Origin of the sequence: Gluconobacter cadivus (assembly GCF_015244745.1) — a bacterium.
In the GTDB taxonomy this organism is placed as follows: Bacteria; Pseudomonadota; Alphaproteobacteria; order Acetobacterales; family Acetobacteraceae; genus Gluconobacter; species Gluconobacter cadivus.
In genome coordinates, this window is the sequence record NZ_JABCQI010000002.1 from 325,844 (window position 1) to 345,597 (window position 19,754).

The window sequence follows — 19,754 nt, forward strand, 5'->3', positions numbered from 1 at the left end:
ACCCTCCTCCCGGTTCCCCGCAGACGATTTCCCGGCCCGATCTTCCCGTGGCCCCGCATCGCCCGCCGATCGGCGAGGATCATGCCAAGGAATTCAGCGATGTCTCTTGTCCTGGTCTCACCAGAGCCGTCAGCCCCCGATCAAACCACTGCCACGGCCCCCACCGAAACACCGATGGCCCGCCCCGATCCCGCCGCTCTCGCCGAAAAGAACCGTCAGGAAGAGCAGGTTCTGAAGAAGCGTTTCATCGGCATGGTCCTCGGCCTCGTCTTCGCGCATGTCTACGTCGCACTCGCGCTGGCCTATTCCTATATGGACAACCTCAACCACCTGCACACCTGCTGGCTGCCGCTCTTCGGCGCCTTCATCTGCGGGATGATCTTCGTCTTCCACGTCTCGATCTCGTAAGCCGGAGCACCCCTCATGTCCCGCACAGTCCGCCACGCCTGGCTCCAGCCCTTTTTGTCCACAACATTATGGACCCTCGTCCTGATCGACATCGCCGTCATGACCTATCTGGAAAATCAGGATTTCTTCAAGGATTACGCCGACTGGGCCTGGCCCTCCGTCCTGATCACCGGAATCATCGGCTATTTCATCGGCCCCGCGATTGATCGGCTGTTCACCAGAAAATCTCCAAGCCAATAAGCCCGAGCCAATAAGAATGACCGCCCCATCAGACCTGCCGGATCAGGAATACCGCCGCCTCTTTCCACAACTGGCCAGCTACGGCGCCGGTCCGTTCGGGGAGGATGTCGACACATTCGGCGAAACCCTGATGGATGTCATTCAGGACGTGACGGAAACCCGGACTTTCCTCACCCGGGCCGCCGCCATCCGCGAACTCGAAACCCTGCTGGCCTACAACGAGACCGATCTGGCCCGGATCACATGGGCCCTGATCGCCTTCGATCCGGTTGCGCGGTTCAATGACCAAACTGCCTGGCTCCCGGAACACGCGGCTCCGTTTCCCTGCCTCCGCGACTTCTGGACAGCCCTGTTACAGAGCCTGCAAATCGGACCTCCTCCCTGGCCGGACACGTCAGCCCGCCAGCTCGGAGGCTGCGTTATGGACCGGCATATCGCCCTGACAGACTCGGACATTGAAGAACGGTTTACCTCCGAAAAACTCCGCTCTGTTTCCTTCTTCCACACAAAGGAAGACGCAGAGCAGGCCATTCTCCAAACGCTTCAGATCAACGGGGACGCAATCGACGCATGGCTTTCCGAAACGCCTGACGGTATGCGCGGAAGCTTCGAACAGGATTTTCCCGAAGGCATCGGCATTGTCATCACGGAACAGGATCGCCGCCCGACACCCGGCAAAACACTGTCCGTCACCCTGACCAAGCGCGAACTCCGCGGAATGGCCTATTACATCGAGACCATCAGGATCTACGCCTGACAAAAAAGGGGGAGCAGAACGCTCCCCCTTTTCAGACCTTACCGCAAAATCCCCGTATGCCCGACGCTGTAGCGTCCCGGCTGCGGCCAAACCGTCAGGCCATGCGGCTCCGCGCCAACCGGGATCTTGCGCATCGCCCCCGTATCGGTGTCGATCGCATAGACCACATCGTCAAACCGGCCCGACAGCCAGAGCAGCTTGCCGTCCGCGCTGACATTGCCCATGTCCGGGCTACCGCCACCGGGGATCATCCAGGTCTTAACGACCTTGTCCGTCGCAAAGTCTATGACCGACACGCCACCCGGCCCATGCTTCGGACCATGAATGCGGTGTGACCCACGATTGGCGACATACATCATCTTGCCGTCACGGCTCGGATACAGGCCATGCGTACCGATACCCGTCGGAATGAAGCCGGTTTCCTTGAAGGAATCCCCGTCCACGACGAACACACCGTCCGCCATCATGTCCGCGACATAGAACTTGTGACCATCCGGCGCCGTCAGAATGTCCTGCGGCATCCCGCCTTTGGACAGCTTCAGCATCCCGATCATCTTCAGATTCACCGTATCGACCTTGGCAACATAACCGCCAAACTCGCAGGTAAAGATCGCGTATTTCCCGTCAATGGAGAAATCAGCGTGATTGACGCCCTTGCATTCCGGCGTCTCGACCGAACCCTTCAGCTCCATCGTATGCGGATCGCGGAAGTCCAGACGCTTGTGCGCCTCGGCCACCGTAATTGCGTATTTCCCGTCCGGCGTGAAATACATGTTGTACGGATCATCCACGGCAATGGACGGACCCGGCTTGGCCGTCGCCGGATTGATCGGCGTAAGCGACCCGTCCGGACGGCCTTCGCTGTTATTCGTCACCCACAGCGTCCGCAGGTCCCAGGACGGCACCACATGCTGCGGCGAATGGCCGACCGGGAACGTGTCCACGACCTGAAAAGACGCCGGATCGATCACGGAAACGCTGTCCCCGCGCAGGTTCGGCACATAGACACGCGCCGGGTCCTGCGCGATCGCGGGCGAGATATGGGACGGCGTCGTCTCGCTATAGATGTTCTTCGAATCAATCACCGGCGGCATCCCCGGAATCGTCTGGATGCCGGACGCCGCAACTGGGGCGGCCGCAGCATCAGCCGGAACCGGTACCATCGGCGCGCTCGGAGAATAGTCCTGCGCATGGGCCGCGGCAGCTCCCAGGGTAGTTCCCAGCAGCGTCATCGCCACCAGAAGAGGAGTCTTGAAGGTCATGGATGGCTCCTTTGGAAAGACTGGATTGCCGCAACCGCGGTCCGGATCTGCATGTCCGTGCCGATCCGGCCGAGTCCGGCCGATGCCCGCCGCGGATCGCCACCATAGACGCCCTCGGCCACACCCGGTTTCGGAGCCTTGCGCAACGCCTCCTGACGCACAAGCGACGGATCAACCGCCAGCATCAGCGACGTATCGCTCAGCTCCGCATGAAGCCCCACTTCCGCACCATAACCCTGCCCACGCAGGGCATCGGCATACTGATGGGGCACGACTTCATAATAATCCCGCACATAAAGCACGGCGGCCTGGCCTTTCCAGGCCCGGTTCAGCTCCTGCACCACCTGCGCCATGAAAGACTGATAGCCCCCATGGTCGCCCAGCAGCACGATCCGCCTGAACCCCTGAACGCGGAAACTCTCCGCAGCGCCCTTGAGCAGCCCCTCGAATACGGCAGGCGGCACGGAAATCGTGCCCGGAAACTTCATGTGGGACGTGCGCGGGCTCGTCGAGCCCTCCGGCACATAGGCCACAACAGGCGCCACCAGCGTATGCCCGGCCTGAACCGCAATCATATCGGCCAGAACCTGAGCCCGCACATTATGCTTGCCGACCGCAATATAAGGCCCGCTCTGCTCGGTCCCGCCGACAGGAATAATGACGGTATCGGTCCCCGCTTTCACATCCTGCGCCACCTCGGTCCAGCTCCGGCACGCAAATTCGGCCTGAAGCGCAAGCCCGGTGCAATGTGCGCCGCCCTCGTCCAACCCCTGCGCCTGCGCGAAACCCGCAGACAGCCCGATCCCCGCACAGAAGAGGGCAGAACGACACGACAGGCGAAGCAGGTTGAACATCAGGGCCGGAACACCTCTGGCAATGGCTGCCCTTCCCTACCCCATCTTCCCCTTCCTGTTCCAGAGGCTGCGTCTCCAAAGCGCTCCTTTCAGAAGACGCCGGTCTTTTCGCAAACGCATCATGCAGTATAAGACATCATGCCTTTTCCGATTTCCTACGACCCCGATCCTGTCGACAGCGCCGCCCACCTGATTCAGGTCGCGCTTACGCCGGTTTTCATGCTCTCCGGCATCGGCACCCTCATCAACGTCTTCAATACCCGTCTGGCCCGCGTCACGGACCATCTTGAAGACGTCCGCAAGAAACTCGGCACTCCGAAAACGGACGACACCCCCGTCGATCCCATCGACACGCCTGCCCGCCTGCGCAACCAGCAGGCCCGCCTGCATCGCCGCGTCTTCGTTCTGGACGCCGCGATTCTCCTGAACGGGATCGGCGGCGCCTCAACCTGCGGCGCGGCCATGGCGCTGTTTGTAGGCTCTCTGCGCGATGCTTCGACCTCGGCATGGCTGCTGGCGTTTTTTGGCATAGCTCTCGCCTGCACCGTCGGATCGCTCATGTTCTTCCTCGCCGACACCCTCCTGAGCTGGCACGGCCTGCGCCATGACAGCGATCTGAGCCTCAACGCAGAATAAGCCGTCGCGCAACTTTATTTCAAAAACCACCGGGAACGGTACTGTTTTCCGAAAGAAATCCGGGCAATTCCCCGAATCGCGCTTTACTTTATCCTTGATGAAATAATCGCATCTTCGTAACGGAAACTTCCGTTCCACAAAGACGGCGAAAGTTTAAAAAGCCTTTATGCAGGAAATGCAGGTCTGACCCTGCATCTGTATTTGTTGCTTCGAACATCGATTCTGGAGTTTCTCCCGCTGCACGCCGCAAAACGGCACACAGATCCACACGGAGATTTTCCAGATGACGTCCATGACCCTGATCCACCTGATCGGCCTTCCCACCAGCCTTCTCGCACAGTTCTCGATGGTTGCCTTCGTTCCGATGATCGGCGCCCTGATGATCGCTACGGTTGCCGCCGACCGCGTTTCCGAGAGCTGATCACAGTCTTCTCGGGACAAGCCCGGCCTCGCGCCGGGCGTCCCGCTCCGGCCCTTATTGCCGGACAGACAGATAGGATTGCGGATCCAGCCGGCGGCGCCACAGATCGCACAGCCAGCAGAAACTGATCCCCACCAGCATTCCAACCGATGTTGACCCGACCCAATCCGGCGGCAGAAACGACATCAGCACCCCCGCCAGACCGGCAATCGTCCAGTTCAGCGTCCCCATCAGCGCCGCAGCCGCGCCCGCCTGATGCCCGTGATGCGTCAGCGCCAGAATGCCCGCATTCGGCCCGATAAAACCCAGCGAAAATGTGGTGCACCAGATCAGCGCGCACAGAATCCACGGATTCTGCGGCCCCGCAAATCCGCTCAGACACACCACCACCGCCAGCGCACAGAACAGCAGAACCGCCAGCATCGCAGTCTCCATCACCCGCGTGAACAGGAAACGGTTTGCCAGTTTGGCATTCACCTGCGAACCGATGATGAAGCCGATCCCGTTCAGCCCGAAGAAAATGGCGAACAGATGCGGCGAGAAATGCAGAATATTCTCGAACAGCGCCGGTGCATTCGACAGATAGGCAAACATCGTGAAGGTCGCAAAACTCACGACCATGACCGCAGAACAGAACAGCGGCTCACGCAGCAGATCGCGGTAACGCGCCACCATCCCGCTGACCGGCAGTGCAAAACGCCGGTCCAGGGGCAGTGTCTCGGGCAGCAGACACAGCGTACAGAAAAACATCACGACGCCGAAAACGACATTCGCCCAGAAAATCAGCCGCCAGCTTCCCCAGTCCAGCAGAAAACTCCCGATCGACGGTGCCAGCAGAGGCCCCAGACCGAAAATCAGCATCAGCTGGGACATGAGCTTCACGCCCGCCGACCCGGTCGCCACATCCCGCACCATTGCCCGCGGCGCCACGGAACTGATCGCCCCGCCCAGAGCCGCCACAAAGCGCAGCGTGCAGAACATGTGAAAACTGGTCGTCAGGGCCAGCCCGACCGAGGCAAGGGCATACACCACAAGCCCGAACAGGAGCGGCAGCTTGCGCCCATACCGGTCGCAGAGCGGCCCCAGCGTGAACTGCCCGATCGCCAGCCCCGCCAGCCACGCTGTCAGCGTGAGCTGCGCCGAACCGGCCCCATGCCCCAGATCGTGCTCAAGTTCCGGAAAGGCCGGAAGATACATGTCCGTCGAAACAGGCCCCAGAATGAAGATCACACCGATCAGCACACGGGTCAGGCCATTCATCCCCTGCGGGGATGTCTGTTCGGAAAGCGACGTAACGGACACGCGGGCACCACGACTCAACAGAGCAAAAAACAGAAAACGGGCTTCTCCCACACAGGAGAAGCCCGTTCCATACTCAACGCCTTTTTATCCTGACTGACCAGCCCTGAAATTCAGGTTCGGCCCGTCATTGCGGAGACAGACGCAGGACTTACTTCGGCCAGTTGGCCAGAATGTCCGTGCGCACGCTCTGCGGCAGGCCAACATAGTCGAGGCGGGCATTGTCCACATCGCCGTGCTGGAAACCCCAGGTAAAGAAGTCACGAACAGCCTTGCCGGACTCCTTCTGCGCCGCATCGACCGGCACCAGAACGAACGTCGCCGTCACGATCGGCCAGGAAGACGCACCATCCGTGTCCAGCAGGTTCACGGCATAATGATCGGCATGAACCCAGTCAGCAGCCTTGGCGGCTTCCGTGAAGCTGGCCAGCGTCGGAGCTACGAAAGCACCGCTGTGGTTCTTCATCTGGGCAATGTTCAGGTGGTTCTGGGCGGCATAGGCGTACTCGACGTACCCCAGACCACCTTCCGTCTGACGCACCAGAGCGGCCACACCGTCATTGCCACGCGCACCCGAACCGCCCGGCCAGGCGATGGACGTACCGGCACCGAGCTTCTGCTTCCAAGTCGGGGAGACCTGCGACAGATAGGACGTGAACACAAAGCTCGTGCCCGAGCCATCGGCACGGTGAATCGGAGCCACATCCGTATCCGGCAGCTTCAGACCCGGGTTCAGGGCCTTGATGCGATCGTCATCCCAGGTCGTGATCTCACCGTCATACAGCGCAGCCAGTGTCGGACCATCCAGACGGAGCTGGCCCGGAGCCAGACCCGGCACATTCGCCACAACCACGATGCCGCTCATGACGGTCGGGAACTGGTACAGCTTTTCCTTGGCCAGACGCTCACCGTTCATTGGCTTGTCGGACGCACCGAAATCAACCGTACGGGCGATAACCTGATCCTGACCGGCGCTGGAGCCCACGCTCTGGTAGTTCACGGAAATACCGGCCTGGCTCTTTGCAGCCGTGCCCCATGCACCATAGATCGGTGCGGCGAAGCTGGACCCTGCGCCAGTGATGTCCGCAGCCTGCGCCGACGACACGAACGGGGTCATGGCAACAGTGCCAAGGGCCGTGGCGACGAGAAGACCGAATAGCGGAGCTCTGCTCTTGATCATGGGAATCCCTTATGGGGCGTGAAAACTGCCCCTTAGTAACGCTGGCGCGGATACAGAAACAGTGGGACCTGCGTGATAGTTTCATGACAGCCCCCGCACACCCCTAAGTGCCGAAATGTCACACCCCTCCTGCCCCGACCCGCCGGTCAGCGCTCCCTTCGCAACAAAACTGACATATGAAATCCCGAACTCCCTGTTTTCCGGGGCTTTTCACGCCTTCTGTCATGGAACTGTCATGTTCCCGTCATGAAACCTTCCCATTATTTCAAAAAGCGAATCAGATACCTGAACTGCGGAACACACGCCCTCCCCAGAAGGACGCACCGCAGCAATGGCTTTCTCTTTCCGTCGGACCACAGGTCTTCCCAAGGCCCTTTTGGCCACAACGACCCTGGTTTCCCTCCTCCCGCTTTGTGGTCACGCCCGGGCCGCCGACCAGATGCAGATCATGGAACGGCAGATCCAGGCCATGCAGGCCCAGCTCACCAGCATGAAGAAAGAACATGCTGAAGAAGTGAAGCGCGCCCGTGCCGTTCTGGCCCGCCAGCGGGAAGAAGCCGAAAACAACCCCTACGCCCAGCGTGGCCGTTATATCGGCCAGCCCCGCACGGCCGCGCAGCCTCTGATCAGCGTTCGCCCGGCCAAGCCCGGCGCCGATGATGGTCGTCCGCCGTCAGACCGCGCTGACGTCTCCTCTTGGGCCGACTTCCAGCGCGCAACCGCCCAGGACGAAGAAGTCAGCGTCGGCGGCATCAAGGTCGGCTTCCCGGGCGGTCGCCCGACGATCCAGTCTTCGGACGGCGCCTATGCCCTCTCGATTGGCCTCGCCTATCATGAAGACTTCGGCGGCTTCTTTAATTCCGGACCTCGCGGCAATGACACCCGTGGTGCTTTCAACAGCTTCACCACCAACCAGCGCCGCCTGCGTATTCCGTTCATGTTCCGCTACAAGAACTGGGTCGCGGCCGTCACGCCTGATTTCGGCGCCAACCATAACGATGGTTATGTCGGCCTCTACGAAGGCAACCTGAACTACACCGGCTTCCGCAACACCATCCTGACGGTCGGCTATTTCCAGCCCCGCGTGACGGAAGAGGACGCCGAAAGCTCCAACGACTTCATGACGCTGGAACGTCCCAGCATCACGGATATGGTCCGTAACATCGCAGCGGGTGATGCCCGCTTCGTGGTCGGCGGCCTGCATTACGAGAAGCGCTGGTGGGTTGCCGGTTACTTCACCGGCCAGGAATGGGGTCACCGCAACGCCTCTGACATGAGCTCCACCTATTACGGTGGTGGCAGCGGATCCACGATAGACAGTCAGACGGGCGGTATGCTCCGCGCCGCTGGCCGTCCAATCGCCACCAAGGATGTGGATCTTCACGTCGGTGTATCGGCGATTGCCGCTTTCCGCCTCGCCTGCAACACCGGAGCTAACGCCAATTACTGCTCTCGTACGACGTCCTTTGGGCAGCGTCCGGAATTTGATATTGGTGAAGCCAGCCTCGTAGCGACGGGTTCAATCACCAAGGCTGCCCAGGTCTGGGCCGCAGGCCCGGAACTCGGGTTCCGCTGGGACCGCTTCCTCGTGAAGGGCGAATACTATCACGTTGGCGTTCAGCGTTCGCAGGCCAACCTGCCCGCGTTCAACTTCCAGGGCTGGTATGGTGCCGCTGCCTACACGATTTTCGGCAAGCCCCGTATGTATAACATCAAGGAAGGTGCATTCGGTGCACCTGGTGTCGGTGCGGATCAGGAATTCAACCCTGCGCTCAACCACTGGGGTGCCCTCGAAGCCGTGGCCCAGTACAGCGGCTTGGACCTGAACAGCAACATCAATGCCGCAACGGCCGGGATCACCAGCCAGAACGGCGTCAGCTACGTCCGGGGCGGCATGCAGAATGTCTATACCGGCGGCCTGAACTGGTACCCGAACCGCCATTTCCGCTTCATGGTGGACTACAGCCATTTCGTCACGTCTCGTAGCGTAGCCTCTGCCACCAACGTTTCCGGTCGCTCTGGCAACTCTTTCGCAGCCCGTATTCAGGCTGCGTTCTAAAACAGACCCGTTCCCCTCTCCCGGACCCCGGTCCGGGAGAGACCCCCAGCCCCCCAGCAAACACCATTGCGTGCACCCCCGCATTCCCGATTGCGATCCACGCCCCGCACACACCATGCTTCTGGTTCCACAACGAGAGAACCGGCTGATGCTCCCCAACGCAAAAACAGTTCTGCCCGCAGCAGCGCTCATCGCAGCCCTTCTGAGCCCCACCACCCGCGCGCAAACACCCTCCCATATCGTCACCAGTCAGAAACTCGACTGGGAAACCGCCGCTGCCCTCGCCGCCGAAGCCGTGCGCCTCTGCGCCGCACAGGGCTATTCCGTCACCGCCACCGTCGTGGACACAACCGGTCATGAACAGGCCGTCGTCAAAGGTGATACGGTCCCGCTGCAATCGCTCTCCGTGTCCTACCGCAAGGCCTACACGGCCTATTCCTACGGTCTGGCCTTCAACAAAAACACAACCAGTGAACTGATCGCCGCAGGCGTCACCGGCCCTGCAAACGGCGCCCTGAACACCATCCCCGAAGTCCTGTTCGTGCCCGGCGGCGTTACCCTGCGCAGCGCAACCAATCATGCCATTCTCGGCGGCCTCGGCGTCTCCGGCGCCCCCGGCGGCGACAAGGACGAAGCCTGCGCCCTGCATGCCGTCGAAAAATTCCGCAGCGTCTTTCAGTAACGCGGCCATCAACCACACAATCAAAAAACCACGGTCTTTTTATTGCAGCAGAATTTTCAGAAATATTCCGTGTATCCCCCGGCCTTTACCGTGGAGTTCCCCTTTGAAGAACTTCCCGGTATTGTCCGGATTCATTGAATATGCCCTGAAAGACTGTCCTCTTGCTGCGCTGGTTTCTGGTTTCCATCCTGTCCCTCACCGTTCTCCTTCTGGCCCTGTTCGGCGCAGGATGGATCTGGATTGATCACCGGGACCTCGCCACCTTCGCCACGCCAAGGCTGGAGAAAAAGCTCGGCCGCACCGTCCATATCGGCGCCCTTCACATTCATCCGGGCACATGGCTGACCATCGACGCCGACGACGTCTCCATCGCCAATATCGCCAACGGCACCCGCCCGCAGATGATGACGCTCGGCCATTTCGCCGCCCAGATCCGCCTGACCTCCCTGATCTGGGGTCCGCCTGAAGCGCGCAATATCGTTATTTCAAAGTTCTCCGGCCTGTTCGAGCGCACGCCCGCCCATCTGCCCAACTGGCGCTTCGGCCCCTACCAGAACGAGCCCCGCGCGCCCCTCACCCCCGAGGAACAGGCCAAAGCAGACACACCGCCCGATCTGAGCAACGCACCGGGCCTGCGTAACGCCACGATCCTCGACAGCGACGTCACCTACCGCTCGGCCAATGGCGCGTCCTACAGAACCACGCTTGAAAAGGTCACGTTCGCTTCCACCAGCGACAGCAGCCCGTTCACCATGACCCTGACCGGGGCCTATAACGACACCCCCGTCAGCATTTCCGCCGAAATGGAGCCCATCAGCGACCTCCGCAAGACGCCCCACCGCCCCTACGCCACCACAGCCCATGTCACCTCCGGCGACATGACCTCGGACTTCACCGGCACCCTGACGGACCCGATGAATTTCGAAGGCGTGGAAGGCCACACCACCGTCACCACCTCCACCTCCGACACCTTGTTCAGCGTTGCGGGGATCACAGGCGACCACGCCCCCGTCAAACTGGCCCTGTCCGGCGATTTCAGCCATTCCGGCGATGACTGGCACTTCACCAAAGCACAGGGCACCATCCAGACCAGCACGATGGAAAGCGGCGACTTCACCCTGATCGAAGGCAGCCATGGCAAACCCGATGACGTCACAGCCAAAACCGGCTTCGGACGCCTCGACATCAACGGCCTGATGCCCATCCTCGCCCCGCCGGGCGCAAAGGGCACCAAAAAAGGCCCCTCCACCCTGCACGCGGACCTTCTGCTCATCACGCCCCCCGATCCGGACCCGCTGGTCCATTTCGAGCTGACCGCCCGTCAGCTGATCTACAACGCGCTCAATTTTACCAACCTCAGGATTCAGGCCGCCCAGACCCCCAACCGGATTGAATTTCCCCTTCTGCGACTGGACTATATCGGCGCGTCCCTCAGCGCCGATGGCCGGATCGAAGCCGACGGAAAATCGTCCCGCGTCGCAGCCGACGTGGTCCTGACGCATGGCGACATCGACCGCCTGCGCCGCGTCGCCGGTCTCGCGCCCGTTCCGGTCAAGGGCAGCCTGAACTTCCGCATCACCGCCGGTTCCAAGAACGTTCATACCCTCAACGAAGCCATCAGCCGCGCCGACATGACCGCCGCCGTCAGTATGGAAAAAGGCGAAATCGCAAAGGAAATCGTCGAGGCCGCCTCGATGGATCTGCGCCTGCTGTTCCGTCACGCCAAGGGTGTGACCCCCATCACCTGCCTGCTCGGCGTCCTTCAGATGCATCAGGGCATCGGCACCGTCATCCCGCTCCGCCTGCGCACAGGTGAGGGGACAATCGCGGCCAAGGCGAATTTCGACCTCAACCGCAGATGGCTCGATCTCGTCTTCGCCAGCCGCCCCTTCTCGACGAGCTTCTTCGCGCTCGATGTTCCCGTGCGCGTCAGCGGCCCCTTCGACGCCCCGACCCTCTCCCTCGCCACATGGTCGAAGGTCGGGCGCGACATGCTCGCGGATTCCAACGCGGTCACGAACCTCCCTCCCGCCCTTCAGGGTTTCGCAGCTTCAAACGCCTGCGCCCGCCCCACGCGTTAAGGCCCGATTTGCACCTCATCCTGCCCCCGGCTATGCACGTCGGACCGTAAAAGAGAGGGTCCAGAGATGCGTATTGCAATGGTCGGTGGCGGATATGTCGGTCTCGTCTCGGGCGCCTGCTTCGCCGAGTTCGGAGCGGACGTCGCCATCGTGGAGCGGGACCCGAAAAAGCTCGCGGCCCTCCATGACGGCCGCATCCCCATCTACGAACCCGGACTGGACGCCCTCGTCAGCAGCAATGTCGCCTCCGGTCGCCTGACCTTCGGAGACGACCTCGGTGCGGCCATGGAAAACGCCGATGCCGTGTTCATTGCGGTCGGCACCCCCACCCGGCGCGGCGACGGCCACGCGGACCTCACCTATGTCTATGCGGCCGCGGAAGAAATCGCCCGTGCCGCCCGAACGGACCTTCTGGTCGTCACGAAATCGACCGTCCCCGTCGGCACGGGCCGCGAAGTCGCCCGCATCCTCCGCCAAACCCGCCCGGACCTGACCTTCGACGTGGCCTCAAACCCCGAATTCCTGCGCGAAGGCAACGCGATTGACGATTTCATGCGCCCGGACCGGGTCATCGTCGGCATCGACCGCTCCGGCCCGGATGGCGGCAGCCGCGCGCAGAGCCTGATCGAACAGCTCTATCGCCCCCTCACAGCCATTCAGGCCCCGATCGTCCTGACGGATCTGGAAACGGCGGAACTGACCAAATACGCCGCCAATGCCTTCCTCGCGATGAAAGTCACCTTCATCAACGAAATGGCCGATCTGTGCGAAAAAGTCGGCGGCAATATCCATGACGTTGCCCGCGGCATGGGCCTCGACCAGCGGATCGGCAGCCGCTTCCTCAGCCCCGGACCAGGCTATGGCGGCTCCTGCTTCCCCAAGGACACCCGCGCCCTGACCGCCATCGCACAGGACGCCGGGGCCCCCACAAAACTCGTGGAAGCCACAGTCGCCATCAACGAAGCCCGCAAAACCGGCATGGCCGAGCGCATCATCACACAGGCGGGCGGAACCCTTGAGGGCAAAACGGTCGGCATTCTCGGCCTGACCTTCAAACCCGATACGGACGACATGCGCGAAGCCGCGTCCCTGCCCATCCTTGCCCGCCTGCACGACGCAGGAGCGACCCTTCAGGTCTTCGACCCCGAAGGCATGGACGCCGCCCGCTCGCTCCTGCCTGACGGCGTGCGCTACTGCGAAGACGCTCTGTCAGCCGCGCAGGACGCCGATGTCGTGGTCGTCCTGACGGAATGGAACATGTTCCGCGCCCTCGACCCCCTCCGCCTGCGTGACGCGATGCGCGGCAAAGCCATCGCGGATCTGCGGAATATCTGGAGCCCCGACCTCATGCGCGAGGCCGGATTCAGTTACCAGTCCATCGGCCGTCCCTGAAGGGACGGCCTTAAGAACCTGCCTTAGCGGGCCTGAGCTTCAGCCCGGGCCGCAGCACGATCCACCGGCGCAAACGTCCCGTTCTTCAGACGCCGCTCGAGTTCCTCAAGCGACTGCCCCTTGGTCTCCGGCACATAGCGCAGCACGAACCAGAACGCGAAGGCATTGACGGCGGCAAACAGCCAGAACGTCCATCCCGCACCCAGAACCTGCACCAGAGACAGCGTCGTCAGCGAAATCACCAGATCCGCGCCCCAGTGCCCACCAGCGACGAGGCTCATGCCCTTGCTGCGGCAGGACAGCGGATAGACTTCTGCACCCACCAGCCAGATCGCAACCGACAGACTGCCCGTATTGAAAATGGTGTAGGCCATCACCGCAGCCACCGTGATCCACGCCCCGACACCACCCGTCAGATGCATCGCAAACGCCGTCCCCAGAACGACCAGCGCCACCACAGCTCCCGGCAGCAGACGCAGCAGCAGCGTGCGCCGTCCCCAGTTATCAACGGCCCAACCGCCAAACACCGTCGCAAACACCATGCCCACACCCACGGCCACAGATGTCAGCAGCGCTGAATCCTGACCAAAGCCCGCATCGGCAAAAATCGTCGGCGCGTAATACATGACCGCATTGATGCCCGTGAACTGGCACAGCAGCGCAATGCCTACCGAAGCCATCAGCGCAGGCCGCACCCACGGCTTCGCCAGCTCGGACCAAGGCGCCTGCACATCGTGGTTCTCGAGAATGCCGTCCAGTTCCCGATCCGCAATCTCGTCGGTCGCCCGCACCCGCCGCAGAACCATCCGCGCCTCTTCGGTCTGACCGTTCAGAGCCAGCCAGCGCGGACTGTTCGGCAGAAACGCCATGCCCAGAAACAGGATCAGCGCCGGAAGCATCCCGATTCCGAACATCAGACGCCAGCTCGAATCTCGCAGAAGATAGCCGGTGATAAAGGAAATCGTCACACCGGACACCACCGCAAGCTGAAACCCCACGACAAGGCGCCCACGACGCTCGGGAGGGGAGATCTCAGCGATATAGATCGGTACGATCTGCGACGCCCCGCCAATCGCCAGCCCAAGAATCAGACGTGCGAGGATCAGAACAGCCACGCTGTGCGCCGAGGCCACGATGACCGTTCCCACAAGGAACAGCGCCGCCGCAATCATCACCGTCCGCCGACGCCCGAGCCGGTCAGAAATTCCACCCGCCACCAGACACCCGATCAGAGCGCCCAGAATAATGGCGGATGTCACGACTTCCGCGCCAAGCGTATCCAGATGAAACTCATTGCGAAGCTGGAGCAGCGCGGAGGAAATGATGCCGGTATCATACCCGAACAGCAGCCCGCCCGTTGCCGAAATCGTTGCAATGAAATTCGTCAGAGCATTCCCGCTCAACCTCATGGACCCGTTCGTGCCCTGCATCATAAAACCTTCCGCCGCGAAGCCGCAGACCGTTATTGTGTAAACAATCCGTCCTCTTTAACGCTCCATCTCACGGAAGTAACATCACAAAAGTGACGGTTTTCGTTTTTTACGTGAAATTTTTCGTGTCCACGTCCTTTCTCCAGACATGAAAAAACCCCCTTCCCAAATGGGAAGGGGGTCTGACACCACATCAGCAGCAAAAAGAGCCTTACGGCTGGACAATCCGCAGAATGAACGCCGTCAAAGTATTCACGGCATCATGCTCCAGACGGTCCGCAGCCAGACGCAGCTCCGGCGACACCGGTGCCTCATAAGGCGCGGAAACGCCCGTAAACTCCGGGATTTTTCCCGAACGCGCCGCCGCATACAGCCCCTTGGGGTCCCGCTTTTCGCAGGTCTGCAGCGGTGTATCGACGAAGACTTCATGGAAGTTCTCGCCCACGATCTGCCGCGCCTGCGCCCGGTCCGCCTCAAGCGGAGACACCAGCGCCACGATCACGACCTGACCGCTCTCGGCCAGAATTTTCGCCACATGCGCCGCACGGCGGATGTTTTCGCGACGGTCTTCCGGTGAGAAGCCAAGATCGCTGCACAGCCCGGCCCGCAACGTGTCCCCATCCAGAACGGTCGCATTGATCGCCTGTTCCGAAAGGGCCAGCTCTGCCGCCCGCGCCACCGTGCTCTTGCCAGACCCCGGCAGCCCCGTAAGCCAGAACACGCCGCTCTTGTGACCGCGCGTCTGGACCTGACGGGCCGCAGACACACGGCTGGCTGTCGGATGAATGGCATGTTCGCCGTCCGCCAGTTCAGCCGGACCGATCAGCGGCGCACCGCCGACGATGCGCTGGTAACGATCCACCAGAACACCACGCCCATCACCAAAGCCCGGCGCGAACGGATCGAACAACACAGCATGAGACGCCGCCAGCGTGATTTCCGCAAACCCGTCCGGCGGCACGCTGTCGCCCTCACGCAGGGTCAGATCTTCCAGATCCACCACGGCATCGATGGACGCCACCGTCACATCATGCTCGGCCGTCGCCAGACGCAGCGTGAAGCTCTCGCCCACCCGCAGCGGCTCACCCCGCAGCCAGAACAGGCGCGTGCGAATCCGAGCCGAACGCTCCGGCGCCGCAGCCTTGTCATCTGCCGGGAACAGCAGATCGCCCCGATCCGGAACCAGATCCGGCTCCAGACGCAGCGCGATGGACTCGCCCGCACCCGCAACCGGAAGCTCCGGCGCATGCCAGCGGCAGACTTCCGCAACCGTCGCAACCTGCCCCTGCGCACCAATCGTCAGACGGTCGCCCGCACGGACGGTTCCGCGTTCAATCCGCCCCGCCACATAGCGCACGCCATCAAAACGATAGACATCCTGCACCGGCATCCGGAACGGCAACGCAGCGCGCGAGGCCGGCGGCGGCACATTGGCCAGAGCCTCCACCAGCGTCGGCCCCTTGTACCAGAGCGAACGCTCGGAACGGCTGGCGATGTTATCGCCATCGCGCGCAGACGCCGGAACAACAGCCTCAACCTCGATTTCCAGACGGCCCAGAAGCTGGCGCACATCGGACTCGACCTTGACGATCTTCGCTTCGTCAAAGTCCAGCAGATCGGACTTGTTAAGCAGCACGATCACATGACGAATGCCGATCAGACGCAGCAACATGGCATGACGCCGTGTCTGCTCCTGCGCGCCCTCCTTGGCATCGACGACCAGCACGGCGGCCTCCGCATCGGCGGCCCCGGTAATCATGTTGCGCAGGAACTGACGATGGCCCGGCGCGTCCACGATCACGAATTCCCGCGACCCCAGACGGAACGGAATCCGCGTGGAATCAACCGTCACGCCCTGATCGCGCTCGATCTGAAGGGAATCGAGCAGGAAGCTCCACTCCACCGCCAGCCCACGCTTGCGGCTGCTCTCGACGATCTGCGCCAGCTTGCCGTCCTGAAGGCTGTCGGTGTCATACAGCAGACGCCCTATCAGCGAGGACTTGCCATGGTCGACATGCCCGACAATGACGATAGGTGTTGCCGCAGCACGATGGGTCTCGGAATACTGTCCGATCACGATATTATCGCCCATTGTCACAGATACCCCGCCACACGCAGACGCTCGAACACGTCTTCGGATTCATGATCCATCGCACGCCCCGCACGCTCGGACGTCCGGCTGGTTTCCAGTTCGGCAATCACTTCCGCCACGGTGGACGCATTGCTCTCGATCGGATTGGTGATGTCCTGATCGCCCAGCGAGCGATACCGCTTGCCGTCTTTCGCGAAATACAGATCCACCAGCGGGATGTTCTCGCGCTCGATGTAGCGCCAGATGTCGATCTCGCGCCATGACAGCAACGGATGGACACGGATATGCATGCCGTCTTCATATGGCGTCGCATACTGGTCCCAGAACTCGGGCGGCTGATTGCGCACATCCCAGCGATGCCCCGCACCACGCGGGCTGAACACGCGCTCTTTCGCCCGTGTCGCCTGCTCGTCACGACGGATACCCGCAATGACGCCACGCAGCTTGTGCTTCTCGATCATCGCAGCCAGACCAGCCGTCTTGCGCGCGGCAGAGCGGGCAGCAGGCGGAAGCGACGGGTCGATTTCCTCAACCGGCGGGCAGTAGCCCAGAAGCAGGTCAAGATCCCATTTCTTCGTATATTCGTCGCGGAACGCATACATTTCCGGGAATTTCTTCTCGGTATCGACATGCATGACCGGGAACGGCACACGTCCCATGAACGCCTTGCGCGCCAGCCACACCATCACATTGCTGTCCTTGCCCAGCGACCACAGCAGGGACAGGGGCTTCAGCTTGCGATAGGCCTCGCGCAGAATGAAAATGCTCTGGGCCTCAAGCTGGTCCAGATCATCCATGATCCGTGGTTGTGCCAAGCTTGTGGTGGACTGATCCCGCGACAGGATCGGTGTCTGCGTCATTATCCGCTCCGTAGTCATGCCGGCCTGTGAATGCCACATTCCGTCTTGGCCAGACCGGCCCACCGGCCCGCCCGTCCATCTTCACCATCCTTGACCGCCCTTGTGCACGGAGCACAACCGATCGAGGTGTAACCTTTTGCAACCAGGGGGTGCCGCGGCAGATCCCGGCGCTGCATCTGCGCCTCAATCTGCGCCGGGCCCCAGCCCGCCAGCGGGTTGAGCTTCACGCTGCCATCAGGCTGTGGGTCCAGAACCGGCAACGCCGTGCGCGTTGCGGACTGGCTGCGCTTGCGCCCCGTAATCCAGACATCGAATTCCGGCAGCACCAGATCCAGCGGCTCAACCTTGCGCAACGCACAGCACGCATCCGGATCGAACGCAGCCAACTGGTCCTGCGGATCACGGTCATGCAACGCTTTGGGCATGGGCGAGAGGATCCGCACATCAGACAGACCCAGACTGCGCACCAGACGGTCGCGATACTCCAGCGTCTCAGGAAAATGCCGCTTCGTATCCAGAAAAAACACCGGAACAGACGGATCGATCTGCGCCACCAGATCCAGCAGAACCGCCGACTCCGCCCCGAAAGACGACACCACAGCAACACGCCCGCGCAGCCGTGTCAGCGTCTCCTGCAAAATCCGGTCTTCCGGGACCTGCCGAAGATGATCCAGTTCCGTCCGTGAAAGAGACATGTGTCGCACCTGCCTGTGTCCAGATCAGTTCGACCGCTCAGGCGGCCTGCCAGAGACATAGGCGCACACCTGCCAAAAATAAACTATTTTGTTTGATATAACTTTTTTGTTTAGTTTTAATTATTCATCACACAAATTGGTTCGAAACCATAAAAAATGGCCTCAGACGCCATTTCTGAATGAAGTGAAATGCGCTCCCGTCCCGACAGCCCCACCCAAAACATCATCTGGCACGGTTCCTGCATCAGAGGGCTTCATGGACACGCCCTCACTCCTTCACGCCAAGCGCCTTCCGCGCCTCCTTGTCGGCCAGCCCGTGCAGCCGCAGATGATGGCGGAACTGGTAGTAGGTCAGACCCAGCAGTTCTGCCGCGCGCCGCTGGCTGAACTGCGCCTCGCGCAAAGCAGCTTCCAGCAAACTGCGCTCATGCGTCCTGACATCCGCCCCGAAATCACGCGGGAACGTCAGCGTCTCTCCCTCTGCCGGAACAACCACAGGCACCGCCGTCACCACACGCTGAACCTGCACGTTCTTCCAGTCAGGCACGACGAACGGGTCCAGCACGATCTCGTCCAGCGCCTTTTCCGGCCGATCCATCCTGTAGACGCTGCGCTCCACCACATTGCGCAATTCGCGGACGTTGCCGGGCCAGTCATAGGCCTGCAGCCGCTCCAGCGCGCGCTCCGTAAACCCCGCAAACATCTTCCGCCCCAGTTCCGCACTCATGCGGGTGGCAAAATGCTCGGCCAGCAGGGAAATATCCTCCGGACGCGCCCGCAGCGGCGGGATATTCACAACATCGAAAGCCAGCCGGTCCAGCAGATCCGCCCGGAAGCGCCCTTCCCGCGCCATGGCGGGCAGATCCGCATTGGTCGCCCCGATCAGCCGCACATCCACCCGGATGGTCTCGCTGCCGCCCACACGCTCGAAGCTGCCATATTCAATCACCCGCAGCAGCTTTTCCTGCACGGCCTGAGACGCGGTGCCGATCTCGTCCAGAAACATCGTGCCCCCGTCCGCCCGCTCAAAGCGCGACAGACGCCGCTTCTGCGCGCCGGTGAACGCCCCCGCCTCATGGCCGAACAGTTCGCTGTCCAGAAGCGCTTCGGGCAGGGCCGCGCAGTTGAGCTTCACCAGCGGCCGGTCCCACCGGTCCGACAGCAGAGCCAGACGCGCCGCCACCAGTTCCTTGCCGGTCCCGCGCTCTCCGATCACCAGAACCGGACGCCGCAGGGGCGCCAGACGGGAGACCTGATCCAGCATCCCCAGAAATGCCGGAGCCCGCCCGATCGGGGTCGGCACCTCGTCGATATCGGTGCTTCTCGCCATTTTATGGTCTCTCACGCCCCCGTTCAGGTCTTCAGTTCATAACACCCTCAAAACAGCATCACTGACAAGAGCAGGG

General features: G+C 61.7%; 18 protein-coding genes. 9 read left to right on the forward strand and 9 right to left on the reverse strand.

Translation table 11 applies throughout. The annotated features are described in order from the left end of the window. Positions 1-99 precede the first annotated feature (99 nt). From HKD28_RS04385 to HKD28_RS04395, 3 genes are read left to right on the forward strand one after another with little or no spacing between them, the layout of a single operon-like run. The gene (locus tag HKD28_RS04385; protein ID WP_194267151.1) at positions 100-408 is read left to right on the forward strand and encodes a hypothetical protein; all 309 of its coding nucleotides are present in this window, start codon (positions 100-102) and stop codon (positions 406-408) included. A 15-nt stretch (positions 409-423) separates the two neighbouring features. Beyond that, positions 424-648 carry a hypothetical protein gene (locus HKD28_RS04390; RefSeq protein ID WP_194267152.1) on the forward strand — a complete coding sequence of 75 codons (225 nt, stop codon included), beginning with the start codon at positions 424-426 and terminating at the stop codon, positions 646-648. Between the two features lie 16 nt (positions 649-664). After that, positions 665-1,405 carry an RNase A-like domain-containing protein gene (locus HKD28_RS04395; RefSeq protein ID WP_194267153.1) on the forward strand — a complete coding sequence of 247 codons (741 nt, stop codon included), beginning with the start codon at positions 665-667 and terminating at the stop codon, positions 1,403-1,405. Positions 1,406-1,443: 38 nt separating this feature from the next. Here the strand turns inward: HKD28_RS04395 and HKD28_RS04400 are convergent, their stop codons facing one another. Together HKD28_RS04400 and HKD28_RS04405 are read right to left on the reverse strand one after the other, a co-directional pair. Further along, a complete protein-coding gene (locus HKD28_RS04400; RefSeq protein ID WP_194267154.1) occupies positions 1,444-2,667 on the reverse strand; it encodes a YncE family protein in 1,224 nt (407 codons plus the stop codon). Further along, positions 2,664-3,521 carry a creatininase family protein gene (locus HKD28_RS04405; protein WP_194267155.1) on the reverse strand — a complete coding sequence of 286 codons (858 nt, stop codon included), beginning with the start codon at positions 3,519-3,521 and terminating at the stop codon, positions 2,664-2,666. Before HKD28_RS04405 ends, HKD28_RS04400 begins: the two co-directional genes overlap by 4 nt. Positions 3,522-3,659: 138 nt before the next feature. Here HKD28_RS04405 and HKD28_RS04410 point away from each other — a divergent pair, with 138 nt between their 5' ends. Both HKD28_RS04410 and HKD28_RS04415 read left to right on the forward strand, forming a co-directional pair. Then, the gene (locus tag HKD28_RS04410) at positions 3,660-4,157 is read left to right on the forward strand and encodes a DUF2721 domain-containing protein (protein WP_194261100.1); all 498 of its coding nucleotides are present in this window, start codon (positions 3,660-3,662) and stop codon (positions 4,155-4,157) included. Positions 4,158-4,440: 283 nt separating this feature from the next. After that, on the forward strand, positions 4,441-4,578 hold the full coding sequence (locus HKD28_RS04415; RefSeq protein ID WP_156474507.1) for a hypothetical protein: 138 nt from the start codon (positions 4,441-4,443) through the stop codon (positions 4,576-4,578). A gap of 54 nt (positions 4,579-4,632) precedes the next feature. Here the strand turns inward: HKD28_RS04415 and HKD28_RS04420 are convergent, their stop codons facing one another. Both HKD28_RS04420 and pstS read right to left on the reverse strand, forming a co-directional pair. Beyond that, positions 4,633-5,880, reverse strand: coding sequence for a multidrug effflux MFS transporter (locus HKD28_RS04420; RefSeq protein WP_194267157.1), 1,248 nt, complete (start codon positions 5,878-5,880; stop codon positions 4,633-4,635). Positions 5,881-6,028: 148 nt separating this feature from the next. Beyond that, positions 6,029-7,057, reverse strand: coding sequence for a phosphate ABC transporter substrate-binding protein PstS (gene pstS / locus HKD28_RS04425; protein WP_194267159.1), 1,029 nt, complete (start codon positions 7,055-7,057; stop codon positions 6,029-6,031). A 331-nt stretch (positions 7,058-7,388) separates the two neighbouring features. On the opposite strand from pstS, the gene HKD28_RS04430 reads away from it, so the two are divergent. The 4 genes from HKD28_RS04430 (at position 7,389) to HKD28_RS04445 (ending at position 13,271) form a co-directional block, all read left to right on the forward strand. After that, positions 7,389-9,116, forward strand: a complete 1,728-nt coding sequence (locus HKD28_RS04430) for an OprO/OprP family phosphate-selective porin (protein WP_194261097.1) — start codon at positions 7,389-7,391, stop codon at positions 9,114-9,116. A gap of 148 nt (positions 9,117-9,264) precedes the next feature. After that, positions 9,265-9,798: a GlcG/HbpS family heme-binding protein gene (locus HKD28_RS04435; protein ID WP_194267468.1), complete on the forward strand. Its 534-nt coding sequence runs from the start codon at positions 9,265-9,267 to the stop codon at positions 9,796-9,798. Positions 9,799-9,959: 161 nt separating this feature from the next. Further along, on the forward strand, positions 9,960-11,879 hold the full coding sequence (locus HKD28_RS04440; protein WP_194267161.1) for an AsmA family protein: 1,920 nt from the start codon (positions 9,960-9,962) through the stop codon (positions 11,877-11,879). Between the two features lie 66 nt (positions 11,880-11,945). Then, complete coding sequence (locus tag HKD28_RS04445; protein ID WP_194267163.1) at positions 11,946-13,271, forward strand: UDP-glucose dehydrogenase family protein; 1,326 nt, start codon at positions 11,946-11,948, stop codon at positions 13,269-13,271. 23 nt (positions 13,272-13,294) lie between these two features. Here the strand turns inward: HKD28_RS04445 and HKD28_RS04450 are convergent, their stop codons facing one another. From HKD28_RS04450 to pspF, 5 genes are all read right to left on the reverse strand, one after another. Beyond that, complete coding sequence (locus HKD28_RS04450; protein ID WP_241009395.1) at positions 13,295-14,704, reverse strand: sugar porter family MFS transporter; 1,410 nt, start codon at positions 14,702-14,704, stop codon at positions 13,295-13,297. 208 nt (positions 14,705-14,912) lie between these two features. After that, the gene (cysC, locus tag HKD28_RS04455) at positions 14,913-16,793 is read right to left on the reverse strand and encodes an adenylyl-sulfate kinase (RefSeq protein ID WP_194267165.1); all 1,881 of its coding nucleotides are present in this window, start codon (positions 16,791-16,793) and stop codon (positions 14,913-14,915) included. A 2-nt stretch (positions 16,794-16,795) separates the two neighbouring features. Next, complete coding sequence (gene cysD, locus HKD28_RS04460) at positions 16,796-17,590, reverse strand: sulfate adenylyltransferase subunit CysD (RefSeq protein WP_099285886.1); 795 nt, start codon at positions 17,588-17,590, stop codon at positions 16,796-16,798. Positions 17,591-17,667: 77 nt separating this feature from the next. Then, the gene (locus HKD28_RS04465; protein WP_194267167.1) at positions 17,668-18,348 is read right to left on the reverse strand and encodes a phosphoadenylyl-sulfate reductase; all 681 of its coding nucleotides are present in this window, start codon (positions 18,346-18,348) and stop codon (positions 17,668-17,670) included. Positions 18,349-18,616: 268 nt separating this feature from the next. Continuing rightward, positions 18,617-19,678, reverse strand: coding sequence for a phage shock protein operon transcriptional activator (gene pspF / locus HKD28_RS04470; protein WP_194267169.1), 1,062 nt, complete (start codon positions 19,676-19,678; stop codon positions 18,617-18,619). Positions 19,679-19,754 lie beyond the last annotated feature (76 nt).

Bases quoted from the DNA above. Each gene is read 5' to 3' on its own strand.
- HKD28_RS04390 (WP_194267152.1), top strand. From the start codon at position 424: ATGTCCCGCACAGTCCGCCACGCCTGGCTCCAGCCCTTTTTGTCCACA.
- pstS (WP_194267159.1), bottom strand. From the start codon at position 7,057: ATGATCAAGAGCAGAGCTCCGCTATTCGGTCTTCTCGTCGCCACGGCC.
- HKD28_RS04405 (WP_194267155.1), bottom strand. From the start codon at position 3,521: ATGTTCAACCTGCTTCGCCTGTCGTGTCGTTCTGCCCTCTTCTGTGCG.
- HKD28_RS04385 (WP_194267151.1), top strand. From the start codon at position 100: ATGTCTCTTGTCCTGGTCTCACCAGAGCCGTCAGCCCCCGATCAAACC.
- HKD28_RS04395 (WP_194267153.1), top strand. From the start codon at position 665: ATGACCGCCCCATCAGACCTGCCGGATCAGGAATACCGCCGCCTCTTT.
- HKD28_RS04400 (WP_194267154.1), bottom strand. From the start codon at position 2,667: ATGACCTTCAAGACTCCTCTTCTGGTGGCGATGACGCTGCTGGGAACT.
- pspF (WP_194267169.1), bottom strand. From the start codon at position 19,678: ATGGCGAGAAGCACCGATATCGACGAGGTGCCGACCCCGATCGGGCGG.
- HKD28_RS04415 (WP_156474507.1), top strand. From the start codon at position 4,441: ATGACGTCCATGACCCTGATCCACCTGATCGGCCTTCCCACCAGCCTT.
- HKD28_RS04410 (WP_194261100.1), top strand. From the start codon at position 3,660: ATGCCTTTTCCGATTTCCTACGACCCCGATCCTGTCGACAGCGCCGCC.
- HKD28_RS04445 (WP_194267163.1), top strand. From the start codon at position 11,946: ATGCGTATTGCAATGGTCGGTGGCGGATATGTCGGTCTCGTCTCGGGC.
- cysC (WP_194267165.1), bottom strand. From the start codon at position 16,793: ATGGGCGATAATATCGTGATCGGACAGTATTCCGAGACCCATCGTGCT.
- HKD28_RS04450 (WP_241009395.1), bottom strand. From the start codon at position 14,704: ATGATGCAGGGCACGAACGGGTCCATGAGGTTGAGCGGGAATGCTCTG.
- HKD28_RS04430 (WP_194261097.1), top strand. From the start codon at position 7,389: ATGGCTTTCTCTTTCCGTCGGACCACAGGTCTTCCCAAGGCCCTTTTG.
- cysD (WP_099285886.1), bottom strand. From the start codon at position 17,590: ATGGATGATCTGGACCAGCTTGAGGCCCAGAGCATTTTCATTCTGCGC.
- HKD28_RS04465 (WP_194267167.1), bottom strand. From the start codon at position 18,348: ATGTCTCTTTCACGGACGGAACTGGATCATCTTCGGCAGGTCCCGGAA.
- HKD28_RS04435 (WP_194267468.1), top strand. From the start codon at position 9,265: ATGCTCCCCAACGCAAAAACAGTTCTGCCCGCAGCAGCGCTCATCGCA.